This window comes from Pseudomonas sp. MT92, assembly GCF_058792515.1.
The window spans coordinates 243,989-261,595 of record NZ_JBXAFA010000008.1; the positions used below are offsets into that span (position 1 = coordinate 243,989).

General features: G+C 58.2%; 16 protein-coding genes. 10 read left to right on the forward strand and 6 right to left on the reverse strand.

Features of this window, described 5'->3' with window-relative positions; all coding sequences use genetic code 11:
• Positions 1–64: 64 nt before the first annotated feature.
• Positions 65–1,840 carry a glyoxylate carboligase gene (gene gcl / locus AC1Q6D_RS17185; protein ID WP_047531913.1) on the reverse strand — a complete coding sequence of 592 codons (1,776 nt, stop codon included), beginning with the start codon at positions 1,838–1,840 and terminating at the stop codon, positions 65–67.
• Positions 1,841–2,108: 268 nt separating this feature from the next.
• Here gcl and AC1Q6D_RS17190 point away from each other — a divergent pair, with 268 nt between their 5' ends.
• On the forward strand, positions 2,109–2,549 hold the full coding sequence (locus tag AC1Q6D_RS17190) for a GlcG/HbpS family heme-binding protein (protein WP_103402516.1): 441 nt from the start codon (positions 2,109–2,111) through the stop codon (positions 2,547–2,549).
• Between the two features lie 110 nt (positions 2,550–2,659).
• On the opposite strand, the gene AC1Q6D_RS17195 is transcribed toward AC1Q6D_RS17190, so the two are convergent.
• Positions 2,660–3,265 (reverse strand): TetR/AcrR family transcriptional regulator, encoded by a 606-nt coding sequence (locus AC1Q6D_RS17195; protein ID WP_090464078.1) that lies wholly within the window; start codon positions 3,263–3,265, stop codon positions 2,660–2,662.
• A gap of 134 nt (positions 3,266–3,399) precedes the next feature.
• Between AC1Q6D_RS17195 and AC1Q6D_RS17200 the strand changes: the two genes are divergently transcribed.
• Positions 3,400–4,314, forward strand: a complete 915-nt coding sequence (locus AC1Q6D_RS17200) for a DUF808 domain-containing protein (RefSeq protein ID WP_103402517.1) — start codon at positions 3,400–3,402, stop codon at positions 4,312–4,314.
• A gap of 77 nt (positions 4,315–4,391) precedes the next feature.
• Here AC1Q6D_RS17200 and AC1Q6D_RS17205 read toward each other — a convergent pair whose 3' ends face one another.
• Positions 4,392–5,180: an MlaA family lipoprotein gene (locus AC1Q6D_RS17205; RefSeq protein WP_103402518.1), complete on the reverse strand. Its 789-nt coding sequence runs from the start codon at positions 5,178–5,180 to the stop codon at positions 4,392–4,394.
• Positions 5,173–6,471, reverse strand: a complete 1,299-nt coding sequence (locus AC1Q6D_RS17210; RefSeq protein WP_103402519.1) for a serine/threonine protein kinase — start codon at positions 6,469–6,471, stop codon at positions 5,173–5,175. Before AC1Q6D_RS17210 ends, AC1Q6D_RS17205 begins: the two co-directional genes overlap by 8 nt.
• 224 nt (positions 6,472–6,695) lie before the next feature.
• Between AC1Q6D_RS17210 and AC1Q6D_RS17215 the strand changes: the two genes are divergently transcribed.
• Positions 6,696–7,064, forward strand: coding sequence for a hypothetical protein (locus AC1Q6D_RS17215; RefSeq protein ID WP_047531899.1), 369 nt, complete (start codon positions 6,696–6,698; stop codon positions 7,062–7,064).
• 124 nt (positions 7,065–7,188) lie between these two features.
• Here the strand turns inward: AC1Q6D_RS17215 and AC1Q6D_RS17220 are convergent, their stop codons facing one another.
• Positions 7,189–8,784: a glycoside hydrolase family 17 protein gene (locus AC1Q6D_RS17220; RefSeq protein ID WP_103402520.1), complete on the reverse strand. Its 1,596-nt coding sequence runs from the start codon at positions 8,782–8,784 to the stop codon at positions 7,189–7,191.
• Between the two features lie 300 nt (positions 8,785–9,084).
• Between AC1Q6D_RS17220 and AC1Q6D_RS17225 the strand changes: the two genes are divergently transcribed.
• The 3 genes from AC1Q6D_RS17225 to AC1Q6D_RS17235 all read left to right on the forward strand — a co-directional run bounded on the left by AC1Q6D_RS17225 (position 9,085) and on the right by AC1Q6D_RS17235 (position 12,129).
• Positions 9,085–9,936 (forward strand): glycine betaine ABC transporter substrate-binding protein, encoded by an 852-nt coding sequence (locus tag AC1Q6D_RS17225; RefSeq protein ID WP_103402522.1) that lies wholly within the window; start codon positions 9,085–9,087, stop codon positions 9,934–9,936.
• Positions 9,937–10,162: 226 nt separating this feature from the next.
• The gene (locus tag AC1Q6D_RS17230; RefSeq protein WP_007939152.1) at positions 10,163–10,474 is read left to right on the forward strand and encodes a DUF485 domain-containing protein; all 312 of its coding nucleotides are present in this window, start codon (positions 10,163–10,165) and stop codon (positions 10,472–10,474) included.
• The gene (locus tag AC1Q6D_RS17235) at positions 10,471–12,129 is read left to right on the forward strand and encodes a cation acetate symporter (RefSeq protein WP_103402523.1); all 1,659 of its coding nucleotides are present in this window, start codon (positions 10,471–10,473) and stop codon (positions 12,127–12,129) included. The genes AC1Q6D_RS17230 and AC1Q6D_RS17235 overlap by 4 nt, the downstream gene beginning before the upstream one ends.
• Positions 12,130–12,585: 456 nt before the next feature.
• On the opposite strand, the gene gltA is transcribed toward AC1Q6D_RS17235, so the two are convergent.
• The gene (gltA, locus tag AC1Q6D_RS17240) at positions 12,586–13,875 is read right to left on the reverse strand and encodes a citrate synthase (RefSeq protein ID WP_008032658.1); all 1,290 of its coding nucleotides are present in this window, start codon (positions 13,873–13,875) and stop codon (positions 12,586–12,588) included.
• A gap of 363 nt (positions 13,876–14,238) precedes the next feature.
• On the opposite strand from gltA, the gene sdhC reads away from it, so the two are divergent.
• Genes sdhC through AC1Q6D_RS17260 form a run of 4 tightly spaced genes read left to right on the forward strand, consistent with a single transcriptional unit; the run spans position 14,239 to position 17,467 of the window.
• Positions 14,239–14,613: a succinate dehydrogenase, cytochrome b556 subunit gene (gene sdhC / locus AC1Q6D_RS17245; RefSeq protein ID WP_103402524.1), complete on the forward strand. Its 375-nt coding sequence runs from the start codon at positions 14,239–14,241 to the stop codon at positions 14,611–14,613.
• A complete protein-coding gene (gene sdhD, locus AC1Q6D_RS17250; protein WP_047531886.1) occupies positions 14,607–14,975 on the forward strand; it encodes a succinate dehydrogenase, hydrophobic membrane anchor protein in 369 nt (122 codons plus the stop codon). The genes sdhC and sdhD overlap by 7 nt, the downstream gene beginning before the upstream one ends.
• 3 nt (positions 14,976–14,978) lie before the next feature.
• Positions 14,979–16,751, forward strand: a complete 1,773-nt coding sequence (gene sdhA / locus AC1Q6D_RS17255) for a succinate dehydrogenase flavoprotein subunit (protein ID WP_103402525.1) — start codon at positions 14,979–14,981, stop codon at positions 16,749–16,751.
• Positions 16,752–16,762: 11 nt separating this feature from the next.
• Complete coding sequence (locus AC1Q6D_RS17260; RefSeq protein WP_047538970.1) at positions 16,763–17,467, forward strand: succinate dehydrogenase iron-sulfur subunit; 705 nt, start codon at positions 16,763–16,765, stop codon at positions 17,465–17,467.
• The last annotated feature ends 140 nt before the right edge of the window (positions 17,468–17,607 follow it).

Below are 17,607 nucleotides of genomic sequence, written 5' to 3' on the forward strand. Positions count from 1 at the left end.
GTAAATCTGTGAGTGCCCCCTGTAGGAGCCGGCTTGCTGGCTCCTACAATGGAACGATCAATAGTCAATCAAGCAACGAAATCGCCGTCGGTGCGTCGTTGCCGACCAGCGCCAGGTCTTCGAATTCGTTGACGGCGTTGATCTCTGTACCCATGGAAATGTTGGTCACGCGCTCCAGGATAATCTCAACGATAACCGGCACCTTGAACTCTTCGATCAGCTCTTGGGCCTTGCGCAGGGCAGGCTGGATCTGAGCCGGTTCGAATACGCGCAGCGCCTTGCAGCCAAGGCCTTCGGCAACCGCGACGTGATCGACACCGTAGCCGTTGAGTTCCGGCGCGTTCAGGTTATCGAAGGACAGCTGCACGCAGTAGTCCATGTCGAAGCCGCGCTGCGCCTGACGGATCAGCCCCAGGTACGAGTTGTTCACCACGACGTGGATGTAGGGCAGCTTGAACTGCGCGCCCACGGCCAGTTCTTCGATCATGAACTGGAAATCATAGTCGCCCGACAGTGCGACAACCTTGCGGTCCGGGTCGGCCTTGACCACGCCCAGCGCCGCCGGAATGGTCCAGCCCAACGGGCCGGCCTGACCGCAGTTGATCCAGTGACGCGGCTTGTAGACGTGCAGGAACTGCGCGCCGGCAATCTGCGACAGACCGATGGTGCTGACGTAGCAAGTGTCCTTGCCGAACACCTGGTTCATCTCTTCATACACGCGCTGCGGTTTGACCGGCACGTTGTCGAAGTGAGTCTTGCGCTGCAGGCTGGCCTTGCGCTGCTGGCAATCCTGCAACCAGGCGCTGCGGTTTTTCAGCTTGCCGGCGGCTTGCCATTCGCGAGCGACTTCGATGAATACGGTCAGCGCGGCAGCGGCGTCGGAAACGATGCCCAGGTCCGGGGTGAACACGCGGCCGATCTGCGTGCCTTCGATATCGACGTGAATGAACTTGCGGCCTTCGGTGTAGACATCCACCGAACCGGTGTGACGGTTGGCCCAGCGGTTACCGATACCCAGCACCACGTCGGATTTCAACATCGTGGCGTTGCCGTAGCGGTGCGAAGTCTGCAAGCCAACCATGCCGACCATCAGCGGGTGATCGTCCGGGATGGTGCCCCAGCCCATCAGGGTCGGGATGACCGGGATGCCGGTCAGTTCAGCGAACTCAACCAACAGATCGCTGGCATCGGCGTTGATGATGCCGCCACCGGCCACCAGCAATGGACGCTCGGCCTGATCGAGCAGGGCCAACGCTTTCTCAACCTGAACACGGGTCGCCGTCGGCTTGGCCAGCGGCAGTGGCTGGTAGGCGTCGATATCGAATTCGATTTCGGCCATCTGTACGTCGAACGGCAGGTCGATCAGCACCGGGCCAGGACGGCCGGAACGCATTTCATAGAACGCTTTCTGGAACGCGTAAGGCACTTGGCCCGGCTCCAGGACCGTGGTTGCCCACTTGGTGACTGGCTTGACGATGCTGGTGATGTCGACAGCCTGGAAGTCTTCCTTGTGCATACGGGCACGGGGTGCTTGCCCTGTGATGCACAGGATTGGAATCGAGTCGGCCGAGGCGCTGTAGAGCCCGGTGACCATGTCGGTGCCGGCAGGGCCGGAAGTGCCGATGCACACGCCGATATTGCCGGCCTTGGTGCGGGTGTAGCCCTCGGCCATGTGCGACGCGCCTTCAACGTGGCGGGCGAGGACGTGATCGATGCCGCCGACCTTTTGCAGGGCGGAGTACAGCGGGTTGATGGCGGCACCGGGGATGCCAAAAGCGGTATCAACCCCTTCGCGGCGCATCACCAGAACGGCGGCTTCGATTGCTCTCATTTTGCTCATGGTTTTGTGCCTCTTTACGTTTTGTAATTGTATACAAGTGGCTTTGCGCAGAGTGTATTCACGGCGGACGGCGCAGGTCAATCCATTTTCTCAAGCGGTTGTTTCATTCGTCGGAAGCCCTAATCAGTGTGGCTTTTCGTCGCATGTCGCGCTTTTCGATAATTATTGTATACAAAAATATAACTCATTGTGTTCTATTTGTTGCATCGGGCTGCAGCACATCGAAGCAGTCCAACGGCTTTCCGAAAAACAAAATGAGGACGGCACCATGAGCGCTTTAACCTTGAAAGTCGCAGTCAACCTGGTCAACGAGGCCATCACCGCGGGGCGTGCAATCAGCGCGGCACCGTTGACCATTGCGGTACTGGATGCCGGTGGGCATCTGATCACCCTGCAACGCGAAGACGGCGCCAGCCTGCTGCGCCCACACGTTGCCATCGGCAAAGCCTGGGGCGCCATTGCGCTGGGCAAAGGCTCGCGCCTGCTGGCGCTGGACGCGCAACAACGCCCGGCGTTTATCGCTGCGTTGAACAGCCTGGGGCAAGGCAGCGTCGTGCCGGCACCGGGGGGGGTGCTGGTTCGGGATCAGGAAGGGAAAGTGCTGGGGGCGGTAGGGATCAGCGGCGATCTGTCGGATGTCGATGAGCAGTGTGCGATCACTGCGATTGAGGCGGTGGGGTTGAGGGCGGATGCGGGGGTAGTGGCTTGATCTTCAGCGTTTGATCGAAAGTCATCGCTGGCAAGCCAGCTCCCACGGATTCTGTGGCGTTCACAAATCCCCTATGGGAGCTAGCCTGCTAGCGATAAATGCACTGCGGTCTAGTCCGGCTCACACCCTTTGAGCACCAAGCGGATGATCGTCTGCGCCGCCGCTTCATAATCTTCTTCATCCAGCTTGGCCTTGCCGGTGATGGCGGTGATTTGCCAGTCGAAGTCGGCGTAGGTCTGGGTTGCGGCCCAGATGCTGAACATCAGGTGGTTGGGGTCGATCGGGGCGATCTGGCCGCGGTCGATCCAGGTCTGGATGCAGTCGATGTTGTGTTTGGCCTGGCTGTTGAGTTGTTCGACCAAATCAGCGCTCAGGTGCGGGGCGCCGTGCATGATTTCGCTGGCGAACACTTTGGAAGCAAACGGCAGGTCGCGGGAGATGCGGATTTTCGAGCGGATGTAGTTGCTCAGCACTTCGCTGGGCACGCCTTCGGGGTTGAAGGGGGTCGAAGCCTGCAGGATTGGCTCGATGATGCTTTCCAGCACCTCGCGGTAGAGGTTTTCCTTGGATTTGAAATAGTAGTAGACGTTGGGCTTGGGCAATCCCGCCTTGGCTGCGATGTCGCTGGTTTTGGTCGCAGCGAAGCCTTTGTCGGCAAACTCTTCACTGGCGGCACGCAGGATCAGTTGTTTGTTGCGCTCGCGGATAGTGCTCATAAACCAGGTGGTTCCTTGCCTGTTCTGGCGGTTGCGCATGGTAGCACCGGCCTTTGGCGACGCTCAAGAATGCGCCGTGTGGCACTGGGCCGCGCTATGCTGCACGCCATTCATTCAAGAAGGAAACCCGATTCATGGCAGGAAGCAGTTTGCTGGTGCTGATCGACGACATCGCCGCCGTACTCGATGACGTGGCGTTGATGACCAAGATGGCCGCCAAGAAGACCGCCGGCGTGCTCGGGGACGATCTGGCGCTCAATGCCCAGCAGGTCAGCGGTGTGCGTGCCGAGCGGGAAATTCCGGTGGTATGGGCGGTTGCCAAGGGCTCGTTCATCAACAAGCTGATCCTGGTGCCATCGGCGCTGGCCATCAGCGCGTTCATTCCCTGGCTGGTCACGCCATTGTTGATGGTGGGCGGTGCTTACCTGTGTTTCGAAGGTTTCGAGAAACTCGCCCATAAGTTCCTCCACAGCACGTCTGAAGACCAGGCCGAGCACGCCGAAATGGTTGAGGCGGTGGCAGACCCTGCGGTCGACCTGGTGGCGTTCGAAAAGGACAAGATCAAGGGCGCCGTTCGTACCGACTTCATTCTGTCGGCGGAAATCATTGCCATCACCCTCGGCACCGTGGCCGGTGCGCCGCTGACCCAGCAAGTGATCGTGCTCTCGGGCATTGCCATCGTCATGACCATTGGCGTCTACGGGCTCGTGGCGGGCATCGTCAAGCTCGATGATCTGGGCCTGTGGCTGACGCAAAAGCCCGGGCAGATGGCCAGACGCATCGGTGGCGGTATTCTGCGCGCGGCGCCGTACATGATGAAAAGTCTGTCGGTGATCGGCACGGCGGCGATGTTTCTCGTCGGTGGCGGCATCCTGACCCATGGTGTGCCGGTGGTGCATCACTGGATCGAGGAGGTCGGCGCGGGGGCGGGCGGTGCCGGTTTTATCGTGCCAGCGTTGCTCAATGCGGCGGCAGGGATCGTGGCAGGGGTGGTGGTGTTGGCGGGTGTGATGGCTGTCAGCAAAATCTGGAAATGGCTGAAGGGCTGAAGCCAGGATTCCTTTCACCAGAAACATCTACGACTGAGGGAGCGAGCTCGCTCCCTCAGTCGTTTGTAGCGCCTGGATTACTCGGCAATCTGCAACTTGCGCGACTCGGTGTACACGTAGCGTACCTTCTCGTATTCGAACGGCGAGTTCAGTTGGCCATAGCGGAAACTGGTCTGATAGCGCTTGTCGATGGCGCGCAGCACCCAGATTTCCGGATGGTTGGAGCTGACTTCTGAGACGTTCAGGTAGTTGATCGCCGACTCCGCACTGAAGTCCACCACCAGTCCGCCGGTATCACGCAGGTTCGACGGGCCAAGGATCGGCAATACGAAATACGCACCGCCTGGCACGCCATAGAAGCCCAGGGTCTGACCAAAGTCTTCGTTCTTGCGAGGTAGCCCCATGGCGGTGGCTGGATCCCACAGGCCGGCGATGCCGATGGTAGTGTTGAGCAGCAGTCGCCCGGTGATTTCCATCGAACGTTGGCCCTTGAACTGCAACAGGCTGTTCAGCAGGTTCGGTACATCACCGAGGTTGTTGAAGAAGTTGCTGACACCCGTGCGCAAGAAACCTGGTGTGACGTAGCGATAGCCGTTGACCACTGGCAGGAACACCCACTGATCGAACCGATAGTTGAAGTGGTAGACGCGGCGGTTCCACTCTTCCAGCGGGTCATACACGCTCAATGCGCTGAGCGTGGATCGTTCGAACTCGCGCTGATCCAGGCCTGGGTTGATCTTGAGTTTGCTCAGGGGCTCTTTGAAGCCGTCACTGTCGACCACCACCGGGGCGTTGGCTTTGCTGTTGTCGGCGTTGGCCACGCCTGCACAGAGTAACGCAGCGATAAGCAGGAGGTATTTAGCCACGGAAGAACTCCAGCATGGCGTCGCTGTTGACGCGGTAGTTAAGGTTGCCGCAGTGGCCGCCCAGCGGATAGAGCGTCAGGCGATCGCCAAAGGTCTTGCGCAGGAAGCCGAGGTCGCCAGGGCCGAGGATCACGTCGTCGGCGTTATGCATGACGGCGATTTTCGGGCTGTCGTGCAGGTAGTCCTTCAGCGCGTACAGACTGACCTGATCGATCAGTTGCAGCAGGCTGCCGCCATCGGTGCGGGCACGCCACATCGGAATCACCTGCTCGGTGATGTAGCAGTCGAAGTCGCACTGCAGTGCGCGCTTAAGGAACGGCGTAAGGCTGGTGCCCTCGGTGATCGGGTACTTGGGTGGGGTAATCAGGCCGCGGCGGTTGATCAGGTCAGAGGTAAAGGCGATGTCGGCCGCCGAGAAGCGGAACGAAGTGCCGATCAACATGGCCATCTGTTCATTGCTCAGGTGCTGCTTGGACTGCTGGAAGTCGTAGAGCAGTGCATCGTTGAGATCGATGTAGCCTTTCTGCTGGAAGTAGCGGGTCAGTTTGTTCAGCACCAGCTCGTAGAACGTGGTGGTGTTGTTGATGCCCTTGACCTCGGTCTGCACCAGCTTGTCGAGGTTGGTGATCGAGGTGTAGAGATTCACCGGCGGATTGAGCAGAAGGACTTTCTTGAAGTTGAAGCTGCGGCGGGTCTCGTCCAGGTGCGCGACGAAGGCCGCATCCAGGGCGCCCAGGCTGTAGCCGCTCAGGTAGTAATCGGTGACGGGGACGCCGGGGTTTTGTGCACGAACGGCTTGCATCACCCGGTACATATCTTCGGCATCTTCCTTGGTGATGCCCGGCGTCGCGAAGCGTGAGGCGGCACTGATGAAGTCGAAGCTGGTGGGCGACGACAGTTGCACCACGTGATAGCCGGCCTTGTAGTAGAGCTTTTTCAGGTACTCGTTAATGCTGCTGTCATAGCGTGCGCCGGTGCCGGCGATCAGGAAGATCAGCGGTGCGGCTTTATCCTGGGTGGCAATGCGGTAAGTGAGTTTCTTTACCGCCCAGAAGTTGTCCGGCAAATTGAATGCCCGCTCCGGGCGCAAGGTCATGCTGCGATCCGACTGATGGATGTCGTCGTCCAGCGGCAGCTCGGGACGCAAGTCCGGAGGCGTCGTGGCGATGGTCGCCTCGAACGGGTTGGTCAAGGGGTAGCCATAACTGGCGGCGTCGATATCGACCGCCATTGCGGACGCACTTAATATCAGGCCGCCAAACAGGGCAGCGAAGCGCAAGGAACGGAGCATGACTGGATCCCTTAAAAAAGGTGTCGAATGAAGTTCGCAGGCTATGACCATTGAATTTGCGCCAAAGTGCCACGCATCGGCACCAAACAGGCCTGATTTCGAAGTAATAGTAGTCGGACGATACACTTTGCAGCGATTGAATGGCCAGTTAACTGTTGTTAGCGCTTGCGTAAGGCTGTCGGGCGATTAAGCTGGCCGCCGTTTTTCGCTTATTGGAGTGCTTCATGTCCCGTCGTCTGCCCGTGATTTTGCTGCTTGTTTTGCTGCCTGTATGGCTGGCCGCCAGTTATGGCGCGCGTTACGGCTTCATGGAGGATGCGCAATGGGTAGGCATCTGCGTGGATGAGGCGAGTCGTTGGGAATGCCAGGTCCGTTCGAATCTGGGTCTGATGATTCACTTCAACGTATTGGGCTGGAGTGCGCTGGCGGCTGCGGTGATCGGCTTCTTGCTGCCGGGGCGGGCAGGGTGGTGGTTGGCGGTGCTGGCGCTGGTGTTCGGGTTTCCGGCGCTGGCGCTGTACAACACGACCCTGGCGGTTTTTGCGGTAGTGATTGCCGGGTTGCGGTTGGTGCGTGCATCGCGCACTGCCTGATAAATCGTCAGCGCGGGCAAGCCCGCTTCCACAGTGGGTTTCAGTGAATACAGAGTCTACGTAAGACAAAGATTCCTGTGGGAGCGTGGCTTGCCCGCGATGAGGCCAATAAAGGCGCTAAAGATCAGCGTTTGCGTACGCGCAAGCAGCGCCACAACGCGGCTACCATCAACACGCTCACCAGCGCCCAGCCCCAGGCCTGCTGGTTCTGCAAACCCTCGCGATACAGTTGTGGCGCAATACCGGCACCGATGATGAAGGTCAGCAGGGCGATTTCGCGGCGCGGCACATTGACTGGACGGCACAGATAAACCAATGCTGGCACGATGAATGCGACGCTCGGGAAGCTTCGATAGCGTGGGTCGAACACCATTTCCAGCATCATTACTGCAGCAGCAAACCCTGTGGACGCCACCCACCAACCCGCTCGTCGTTCCAGCGCATTGAACGCCCATCCACGCCAACCGGTGCGCGGGCTCAGCGTCAGCGCCGCATGGGCCAGCGCCAACAGATTCAACGCTGTCAGCAAGGCAACCCAAAGCCATTCACTGCCAAAGCGCGTGGTAACCCGCGCCAGGTCACCCCAGGCACCTATCGCGCAAGCGGCCAGGGCCCCCAGCAGCGGCAATACCAGCGCAGCGCGAGTGCTGCGCACGCGACCGCCAAGGATCAGCGTACCGAGGAAGATCAAGCCACCCACCACCAGCCACTGCGACCAGTACGGCACGTTCGTCACCGGCCCGGCCAGCACGCCCTTGTCCTGGCGATCGGCATCGAACAGTCCCCAGTAGCCGCCGACCGCTCCTTCGCTGGCGCGCTTCCACGGTTGGTCGAAGGCTTCGATCAGGTTGTAGTGCCAGCCCTGTTGTTCGGCCATGGCGACGAAACCGCGAATGAACTTGGCTTCATTGACCCGGCTCGGTAAGGCGGTTTCACGCTGGCGGCCTTCGCTTGGCCAGCCCGTCTCGCCAATCATCACGTCCTTGGGCGCGAATTTGTTGCCGAACACCTGGCGCACCTCGGCCACATGTTGCAGGGCGGCGTCGATGTTCGAAGGATCGTCCTCCCAATAGGGCAGCAAATGGATGGTGAGGAAATCCACGGCTGGCGCGATTTCCGGGTGCTTGAGCCAGAACTCCCAAACGTCGGCATAAGTGACAGGCTGTTTGACCTGGCTTTTGACTTTATTAATAAGCTTCGCCAGCTGCGCACCGGTGACTTCCTTGCGCAGCAGGGTTTCGTTGCCGACGATCACCGCCGTGACCACGTCCGCGTTGGCGTTGGCCGAGGCGATCAACAGGTCGACTTCTTTTTCGGTGTCCACCGGATTGCTGTTGACCCAGGCGCCGATCATCAGCTTCAACCCGTGCTTGCGCGCCAGGTCCGGCAGCGCCTCAAGACCGGTCATCGAGTAGGTGCGAATGCACTCGAAACGGGTCGCCAGCAGGGCGAGGTCGGCGTCCATGCGCTCGGGGCGCAGTTTGAACGGCTGATCGAACGGCGACTGGTCCTTGTCGAAGGGGGTGTAGGAAGCGCATTGCAGCTTGTGCGTCGCGCTGGCGACGTCCGGCAGAATCACCGGTTTGCCGAGGCCGTACCAGAAACCACAGAGGGCAAAGATGCCCAGCAGGCAGGCGAATAGATAAGCGAAAAAAGGGAAGCGGGATGTCGCAGGCATGATCAGGCCGTCTGGGAGCAAAGCGGCGCATGTTACCTGCATTTGCCGTGTGCTTGGTGGCCCGCATGATTTTGACATGCAAAGTTCGGGCGGATTGATCGGCGAGTGTGCGGTGCCACGGATTAATGGCTTTCTGATGTCGTTTCTCGATGTCTTGAGGTCGCTGGCAGAGCAGGTCGCCCTTGTCGTCAGGTTGATTATCGGAGGCGTCAGTACCCTCGTTGATAAACGCGCTGATGATCGAACGGGTTTGCGGTGGGCGTGATGGGGGCGCTGTGCACCATAACAATACGTTGACGCGACTCGGCACCCGTCGAGCGCAGCACTTTCGGGGAAGTAACGATGAAGATGCGACGACTTTTAGGTGCAAGTGCCGCTCTGGTACTTGCGATTGGCTCCACATTCGCCAATGCCGAGAGCAAGACCCTGAGCATCGGTTACGTTGACGGTTGGTCCGACAGCGTCGCGACCACTCACGTAGCGGCAGAAGTGATCAAGCAGAAACTCGGTTATGACGTGAAGCTGCAAGCCGTCGCGACCGGGATCATGTGGCAGGGCGTGGCAACCGGCAAACTCGACGCCATGCTGTCGGCCTGGCTACCGGTGACCCATGGCGATTACTGGGCCAAGAACAAAGATCAAGTGGTCGACTACGGTCCGAACTTCAAGGACGCGAAAATCGGTCTGATCGTGCCGGAGTACGTCAAGGCCAAGTCGCTGGCTGATTTGAAAACCGATGAAAGCTTCAAGAATCGCATCGTCGGCATCGATGCAGGATCGGGTGTCATGCTCAAGACCGAGCAGGCGATCAAGGACTACGAGCTGACGGGCTATCAACTCAAGGCCAGTTCCGGCGCCGGCATGATTGCCGAACTGACCCGTGCCGAGAAGAAAAACGAATCCATCGCCGTCACCGGTTGGGTGCCGCACTGGATGTTCGCCAAATGGAAGCTGCGCTTCCTGGAAGACCCGAAGGGTGTTTATGGCGCGGCTGAAACCGTGAACAGCATCGGCAGCAAGGAACTGGCAACTAAAGCACCTGAAGTGGCCAAGTTCCTGAAGAACTTCCAATGGGCCTCGAAAGACGAAATCGGTGAAGTGATGTTGGCGATCCAGGATGGTGCCAAGCCAGAAGTCGCCGCAAAAGAATGGGTGGCGAAACACCCGGAGCGTGTTGCCGACTGGACCAAGTAATAGCCAAGCAAGCGTCTAATCCGCGCATTGCAGGGTCGCCCGATATCCATGTCGGGCGGCCCTTTTTATTTCTGAGGGACTGACGTTGTGTGACGGCTGTTTTTTATCGGCCGGAAATTGGCGAAAACGTCATGTCGTTCTAAGACTAAGGTCGTCTGGAACCTGGCTCGCAGCCGCTTACAGTGGATATCGTTCCAACTAAATCTGTGCTGCGAGGATAAAAACAATGAACGACAGCATTTACCTCTCGATTCAAAACAGCCCGCGATTCAAGGAGCTGGTTAGCAAGAGAGAACGATTCGCCTGGATTCTTTCGGCGATCATGCTAGGGCTTTACTCCGGATTCATCCTTTTGATTGCCTATGGGCCGCATATTCTGGGTGCGAAAATCAGCCCGGAATCTTCGATTACCTGGGGCATACCGATTGGCGTCGGGCTGATTGTTTCGGCCTTTGTCCTGACCGGCATTTACGTACGACGCGCCAATGGCGAATTCGACGACCTGAACAATGCGATTCTCAAGGAGGCTCAGCAATGATCCGGCGTCTAATGGCTCTATTGAGCATCGCAGCTTTTGCACCTGGCGCCTGGGCAGCCGAAGCCCTGACCGGCGAAGTGCATAAACAACCGCTGAACGTTCCCGCGATTCTGATGTTCGTGGTGTTCGTCGGCGCGACCCTGTGCATCACCTACTGGGCTTCCAAGCGCAACAAGTCGGCGGCTGACTACTATGCGGCGGGTGGCAATATCACCGGTTTGCAGAATGGTCTGGCGATTGCCGGTGACTACATGTCCGCAGCGTCCTTCCTGGGTATTTCCGCCCTGGTGTTCGCCTCCGGCTACGATGGCCTGATCTACTCGATCGGTTTTCTGGTGGGCTGGCCGATCATTCTGTTCCTGATCGCCGAGCGCCTGCGTAACCTGGGTAAGTACACCTTTGCCGACGTGGCGTCCTACCGCCTTGGGCAAACCCAGATCCGCACGCTGTCTGCTTGTGGTTCGCTGGTGGTGGTGGCGTTTTACCTGATCGCGCAAATGGTCGGTGCCGGCAAGCTGATTCAGTTGCTGTTCGGTCTCGACTACTACGTTGCAGTGATCCTGGTGGGCATCCTGATGTGCATGTACGTGCTGTTTGGCGGCATGCTGGCGACCACCTGGGTACAAATCATCAAGGCAGTGTTGCTGCTGTCCGGCGCCTCATTCATGGCACTGATGGTGATGAAGCACGTCAATTTCGACTTCAACATTCTGTTCTCCGAGGCGATCAAGGTTCACCCTAAAGGTGAAGCGATCATGAGCCCGGGCGGACTGGTGAAGGATCCGATCTCCGCGTTCTCCCTCGGCCTGGCACTGATGTTCGGTACCGCTGGCCTGCCGCACATCCTGATGCGCTTCTTCACCGTGAGTGACGCGAAAGAAGCTCGCAAGAGCGTGCTGTACGCAACGGGCTTCATTGGCTACTTCTACATCCTGACCTTCATCATTGGCTTCGGCGCGATCCTGTTGGTCAGCACCAATCCTGCGTTTAAAGATGCGGCTGGTGCGCTGTTGGGCGGCAACAACATGGCGGCGGTGCACCTGGCCAACGCGGTCGGTGGCAGTATTTTCCTGGGCTTCATCTCGGCGGTAGCCTTCGCGACCATTTTGGCAGTGGTGGCCGGTTTGACACTGGCAGGTGCTTCGGCGGTGTCTCATGACCTGTACGCCAGTGTGATCAAGAAGGGCAAGGCCAACGACAAGGACGAAATCCGGGTCTCGAAAATCACCACCGTCATTTTGGGCGTGCTGGCGATCGGTCTGGGTATTCTGTTCGAAAGCCAGAACATCGCATTCATGGTAGGCCTGGCGTTCTCCATTGCGGCGAGCTGTAACTTCCCTGTTCTGCTGCTTTCGATGTACTGGAAGAAGTTGACCACTCGGGGTGCGATGGTCGGTGGCTGGTTGGGGCTGATCAGTGCAGTTGGTTTGATGGTGCTCGGTCCAACCATTTGGGTGCAGATCCTGCACCACGAGAAGGCCATCTTCCCTTACGAGTACCCGGCGTTGTTCTCGATGATCATTGCCTTCGTCGGCATCTGGTTCTTCTCGATTACCGACAAGTCGGCAGCGGCGGACAACGAACGGGCGCTGTTCTTCCCGCAATTCGTTCGCTCGCAGACCGGTCTGGGCGCGAGTGGGGCGGTTTCGCACTAAGGCTTGATGCTTTTATATAAGTAACGCAGTTGTAAAAGATGCCCCGGTCGAAAGATCGGGGCATTTTTATTGGGCGGTGATCGCACGATTCCGTGAATATTCTCCCAATAGGAATGTAGGTGCGAACTTGCTCGCGAAAACGTGCGGGTAGCTCGGGCGGTCAGACAGGGCGAGTTATCGTTGGTATGCATCGCGAGCAGGTTCGCTCCTGCAGGGGGCGGTTAATTTCCCGGGCTGTCCCATCATTGCTGGCGAGTCAGTTCCCACGGAGGTGACGTTACGGCAAGGGCGGGAGCAAGAGTGCCTGGTGACTGGGGCGCCTGTTGTAAGGGTGGAACCCGGGGTGGCCGTCGCCGAAGAAATGGATATGTACACAACAAGCGCACAAACAAAAACGGCCTCTATTTTCATAGAGGCCGTTTGCGGGACGGTCAAGACGCTACAGCAAGACAGGTCTTACTTGCGGTCTTCCAGCTTGGTGATGTCACGCGACTCGTAGCCGGTGTACAGCTGGCGCGGGCGGCCGATCTTGTACGGGCTGGAGAGCATTTCTTTCCAGTGGGAGATCCAGCCGACAGTCCGCGCCAGGGCGAAGATCACGGTGAACATGCTGGTTGGAATGCCGATTGCCTTGAGGATGATCCCCGAGTAGAAGTCGACGTTCGGGTACAGCGAGCGCTCGATGAAGTACGGGTCGGTCAGGGCGATCTCTTCCAGGCGCATGGCCAGTTCGAGTTGCGGATCGTTCTGGATACCCAGTTCCTTCAACACTTCGTCGCAGGTTTTCTTCATGACGGTAGCGCGTGGGTCGCGGTTTTTGTAAACGCGGTGACCGAAGCCCATCAACTTGAACGGATCGTTCTTGTCCTTGGCCTTGGCAATGAACTTGTCGATGTTGGAAACATCGCCAATTTCATCGAGCATGGTCAGAACGGCCTCGTTGGCGCCGCCGTGGGCAGGGCCCCACAGTGCAGCGATACCGGCGGCGATACAGGCGAACGGGTTGGCACCCGAAGAACCGGCAAGACGTACGGTAGAGGTCGATGCGTTCTGCTCGTGGTCGGCGTGGAGGATGAAGATCCGGTCCATGGCCTTGGCGAGTACCGGGCTGATCGGTTTGATCTCGCACGGAGTGTTGAACATCATGTGCAGGAAGTTTTCCGCGTACGTCAGGTCGTTGCGCGGGTACATCATGGGTTGACCCATGGAGTACTTGTAAACCATCGCTGCCAGGGTTGGCATCTTGGCAACCAGGCGGATCGCGGAAATTTCGCGATGCTGCGGGTTATTGATGTCCAGGGAGTCGTGGTAGAAGGCCGAGAGGGCGCCGACTACACCGCACATGACGGCCATCGGGTGAGCGTCGCGACGGAAACCGTTGAAGAAGGTCTTCAGCTGTTCGTGAACCATGGTGTGGTTCTTGACGGTGCTGACGAACTGGGCCTTTTGTTCTGCGGTCGGCAATTCGCCGTTGAGCAGCAGATAGCAGGTTTCCAGATAGTCCGACTTTTCAGCCAACTGCTCGATCGGATAGCCGCGGTGCAGCAGAATGCCGTTGTCGCCGTCGATATAGGTGATCTTCGACTCGCAGGAGGCGGTCGACATGAAACCAGGGTCAAAGGTGAAACGGCCCGTGGCCGTCAGGCCCCGAACATCGATAACATCGGGACCAACGGTGCCGGTTAAAATGGGCAGCTCGACGGGGGCTGCGCCCTCGATGATCAACTGCGCTTTTTTGTCAGCCATGTGGCCTCCTATTTATGCTTGAAATCATCAGACAGACCCCCCACGCAGGGCCCGCACCACTATAGTGAGATAAATTCGAATGTCAATTTGCCTAAAGTCTTGCTCCAGAAGGCTTTAACCGGACTTTTTTCTCGAAATTGCCTGCCATTTACGCCTTTTATGTCAGATGCGCAATCCGCTGTTTGGGTGAGGCGATTGCGTTGTCATTAGTAGCCTAACTGTCTATACTCGGCCACCGACCGCCAAGGGCTTTTGGGCTTGCTTTATTGGGGGTCGCCTCCCTGGGTGGTGGTTACCTGACCAGTGCACTCCCCAACAACTTTGCCCTGATTGTTAGGGGCTCTTCAGTGTGAAAAAAAAGCCGTGAAAAGCCAACGACCTGTAAACCTAGACCTAAGGACCATCAAACTCCCAGTCACTGCTTACACGTCCATTCTTCACCGTATATCCGGCGTCATCCTCTTCGTGTGCCTTGCCATCATGCTTTACGCATTGGACAAGTCGCTGAGCTCCGAGGAAGGCTTCGGTCAGGTGAAAGCGTGTCTGACCAGTCCGCTAGCGAAGCTAGTGATTTGGGGCATTCTGTCCGCTCTGCTGTATCACTTGGTTGCCGGTGTGCGCCACTTGATCATGGACATGGGCATCGGTGAGACGCTGGAAGGCGGCAAGCTGGGCTCGAAAATCGTTATCGCCATTTCCGTGGTGGTAATCGTTCTGGCAGGAGTTTGGATATGGTAACTAACGTCACGAACCTGTCGCGTTCGGGCCTCTATGACTGGATGGCGCAACGTGTGTCTGCGGTCGTTCTCGCGGCTTACTTCATCTTTCTGATCGGATACGTCGTTGCCCACCCGGGCCTCGGCTATGCCCAGTGGCATGAACTGTTCGCCAACAACTGGATGCGTATCTTCAGTCTCCTGGCCCTCGTTGCCCTTGGCGCTCACGCCTGGGTCGGCATGTGGACCATCGCGACCGACTACCTGACGCCAATGGCGTTCGGCAAGTCCGCGACTGCTATACGTTTCCTTTTCCAGGCAGTATGCGGCGTTGCGATGTTCGCTTACTTCGTCTGGGGTGTGCAGATTCTCTGGGGTATCTGAGTCATGGCTAACATTCCAACGATTTCTTTCGACGCCATCATCATTGGTGGTGGCGGTGCTGGCATGCGCGCTGCGCTGCAACTGGCACAAGGCGGTCACAAGACTGCCGTAATCACCAAGGTTTTCCCGACGCGTTCGCACACCGTATCGGCACAGGGTGGCATCACCTGCGCCATCGCGTCTGCGGATCCGAACGATGACTGGCGCTGGCACATGTACGATACCGTCAAGGGTTCCGACTATATCGGTGACCAGGACGCTATCGAATACATGTGTCAGGAAGGCCCGGCTGCGGTTTTCGAACTGGACCACATGGGTCTGCCGTTCTCCCGTACCGAAACCGGCCGCATCTACCAGCGTCCGTTCGGCGGTCAGTCCAAGGACTACGGTAAGGGCGGCCAGGCTGCACGTACCTGCGCGGCATCCGACCGTACCGGTCACGCCCTGCTGCACACCCTTTATCAGGGCAACCTGAAAGCCGGTACCACGTTCCTGAACGAGTACTACGCTGTCGATTTGGTCAGAAACCAGAAAGGCGAGTTCGTCGGCGTTATCGCCATCTGCATCGAAACCGGTGAAACCACCTACATCCGTGCCAAGGCTACCGTTCTGGCCACTGGCGGTGCAGGTCGTATCTACGCGTCCACCACCAACGCCCTGATCAACACCGGTGACGGCGTCGGCATGGCTCTGCGTGCTGGCGTTCCGGTGCAAGACATCGAAATGTGGCAGTTCCACCCGACCGGCATTGCCGGCGCCGGTGTACTGGTGACCGAAGGTTGCCGTGGTGAAGGTGGTTACCTGATCAACAAGCACGGCGAGCGTTTCATGGAGCGTTATGCTCCAAACGCCAAAGACCTGGCGGGTCGTGACGTTGTTGCCCGTTCGATGGTTAAAGAGATCATTGCCGGCAACGGCTGTGGCCCGAACGGCGACCACGTGATGCTCAAACTCGACCACCTGGGCGAGGAAGTGCTGCACAGCCGTCTGCCAGGCATCTGCGAACTGTCGAAAACGTTTGCTCACGTTGACCCGGTGGTTGCTCCGGTTCCGGTTGTTCCGACCTGCCACTACATGATGGGCGGCGTTGCCACCAACATTCACGGTCAGGCGATGACTCAGGACGCCAACGGCGTAGATACCATCATCCCTGGTCTGTTCGCTGTCGGCGAAGTGGCTTGCGTATCGGTTCACGGTGCCAACCGCCTGGGCGGTAACTCGTTGCTCGACCTGGTGGTCTTCGGCCGTGCGGCCGGTCTGCACCTGGAAAAAGCGCTGACCGACGGTATCGACTACGACGACGCCACCGACGCCGACATCAATGCGGCCCTGGCTCGTCTGTCCGCTCTGAACGCGCGTACCGATGGCGAAGACGTGGCAACCCTGCGTCGCGAGCTGCAAAGCTGCATGCAGAACTACTTCGGTGTATTCCGTACTGGCGAATACATGCAGAAGGGTATTGCCCAGCTGGCTGATCTGCGCAAGCGCATCGCCAACGTCAAGATCAACGACAAGTCGCAGGCGTTCAACACTGCGCGTATCGAAGCTCTGGAACTGCAAAACCTTCTGGAAGTGGCTGAAGCTACCGCCATCGCTGCCGAAGTGCGTAAAGAGTCCCGCGGTGCTCACGCCCGTGAAGACTTCGAAGACCGTGACGACGAAAACTGGCTGTGCCACACCCTGTACTTCCCGGGTGAGAAACGCGTCGCCAAGCGTGCCGTAAACTTCTCGCCGAAAACTGTTCCGACTTTTGAACCTAAGATTCGGACTTATTAAGGGTGGCCGCCATGTTGCAAGTCAGTGTTTATCGTTACAACCCTGATCAGGACGCTGCGCCGTTCATGCAGGATTTCCAGGTTGATACCGGTGGTAAAGACCTGATGGTGCTGGACGTACTGGCCCTGATCAAAGAGCAGGACGAAGGTTTCTCCTATCGTCGCTCTTGCCGTGAAGGTGTTTGCGGTTCCGACGGCATGAACATCAACGGCAAAAACGGTCTGGCGTGCATCACGCCGCTGTCTGCCGTTGTAAAAGGTAACAAGTTGATCATTCGTCCTCTGCCAGGTTTGCCGGTTATCCGTGACCTGGTCGTCGATATGAGCATCTTCTACAAGCAATACGAGAAGGTTAAGCCTTACCTGCAGAACGACACGCCGGCTCCGGCCATCGAACGTCTGCAGTCCCCTGAAGAGCGTGAAAAGCTCGACGGTCTGTACGAGTGCATCCTGTGCGCTTGCTGCTCGACCTCTTGCCCGTCCTTCTGGTGGAACCCGGACAAGTTCCTGGGTCCAGCTGCACTGCTGCAAGCGTATCGCTTCCTGGCAGACAGCCGTGACACCAAGACGTCCGAGCGTCTGGCTTCGCTGGATGACCCGTTCAGCGTATTCCGCTGCCGCGGGATCATGAACTGCGTCAACGTTTGTCCGAAGGGCCTGAACCCGACTAAGGCCATCGGTCACATTCGTAACATGCTGCTTTCCAGCGGCGTGTGATTCAGCTGCTGTACCCGTAGGACCGCTGTACCCGTGGATGCTACGGTGCAGGCTTCAACCGGCACCGTAGTTTTAACCTGAGCAGCAGCTCATAAAGCTGCCGCTCTTATTTTGAAGAAATGAGACAAGCAGGGGCATCC

Excerpts from the sequence above, each read along its gene's own strand:
- gcl (WP_047531913.1), bottom strand. The coding sequence starts at position 1,840 with ATGAGCAAAATGAGAGCAATCGAAGCCGCCGTTCTGGTGATGCGCCGC.
- AC1Q6D_RS17190 (WP_103402516.1), top strand. The coding sequence starts at position 2,109 with ATGAGCGCTTTAACCTTGAAAGTCGCAGTCAACCTGGTCAACGAGGCC.
- AC1Q6D_RS17195 (WP_090464078.1), bottom strand. The coding sequence starts at position 3,265 with ATGAGCACTATCCGCGAGCGCAACAAACAACTGATCCTGCGTGCCGCC.
- AC1Q6D_RS17200 (WP_103402517.1), top strand. The coding sequence starts at position 3,400 with ATGGCAGGAAGCAGTTTGCTGGTGCTGATCGACGACATCGCCGCCGTA.
- AC1Q6D_RS17210 (WP_103402519.1), bottom strand. The coding sequence starts at position 6,471 with ATGCTCCGTTCCTTGCGCTTCGCTGCCCTGTTTGGCGGCCTGATATTA.
- AC1Q6D_RS17215 (WP_047531899.1), top strand. The coding sequence starts at position 6,696 with ATGTCCCGTCGTCTGCCCGTGATTTTGCTGCTTGTTTTGCTGCCTGTA.
- AC1Q6D_RS17220 (WP_103402520.1), bottom strand. The coding sequence starts at position 8,784 with ATGCAGGTAACATGCGCCGCTTTGCTCCCAGACGGCCTGATCATGCCT.
- AC1Q6D_RS17225 (WP_103402522.1), top strand. The coding sequence starts at position 9,085 with ATGAAGATGCGACGACTTTTAGGTGCAAGTGCCGCTCTGGTACTTGCG.
- AC1Q6D_RS17230 (WP_007939152.1), top strand. The coding sequence starts at position 10,163 with ATGAACGACAGCATTTACCTCTCGATTCAAAACAGCCCGCGATTCAAG.
- AC1Q6D_RS17235 (WP_103402523.1), top strand. The coding sequence starts at position 10,471 with ATGATCCGGCGTCTAATGGCTCTATTGAGCATCGCAGCTTTTGCACCT.
- gltA (WP_008032658.1), bottom strand. The coding sequence starts at position 13,875 with ATGGCTGACAAAAAAGCGCAGTTGATCATCGAGGGCGCAGCCCCCGTC.
- sdhD (WP_047531886.1), top strand. The coding sequence starts at position 14,607 with ATGGTAACTAACGTCACGAACCTGTCGCGTTCGGGCCTCTATGACTGG.
- sdhA (WP_103402525.1), top strand. The coding sequence starts at position 14,979 with ATGGCTAACATTCCAACGATTTCTTTCGACGCCATCATCATTGGTGGT.
- AC1Q6D_RS17260 (WP_047538970.1), top strand. The coding sequence starts at position 16,763 with ATGTTGCAAGTCAGTGTTTATCGTTACAACCCTGATCAGGACGCTGCG.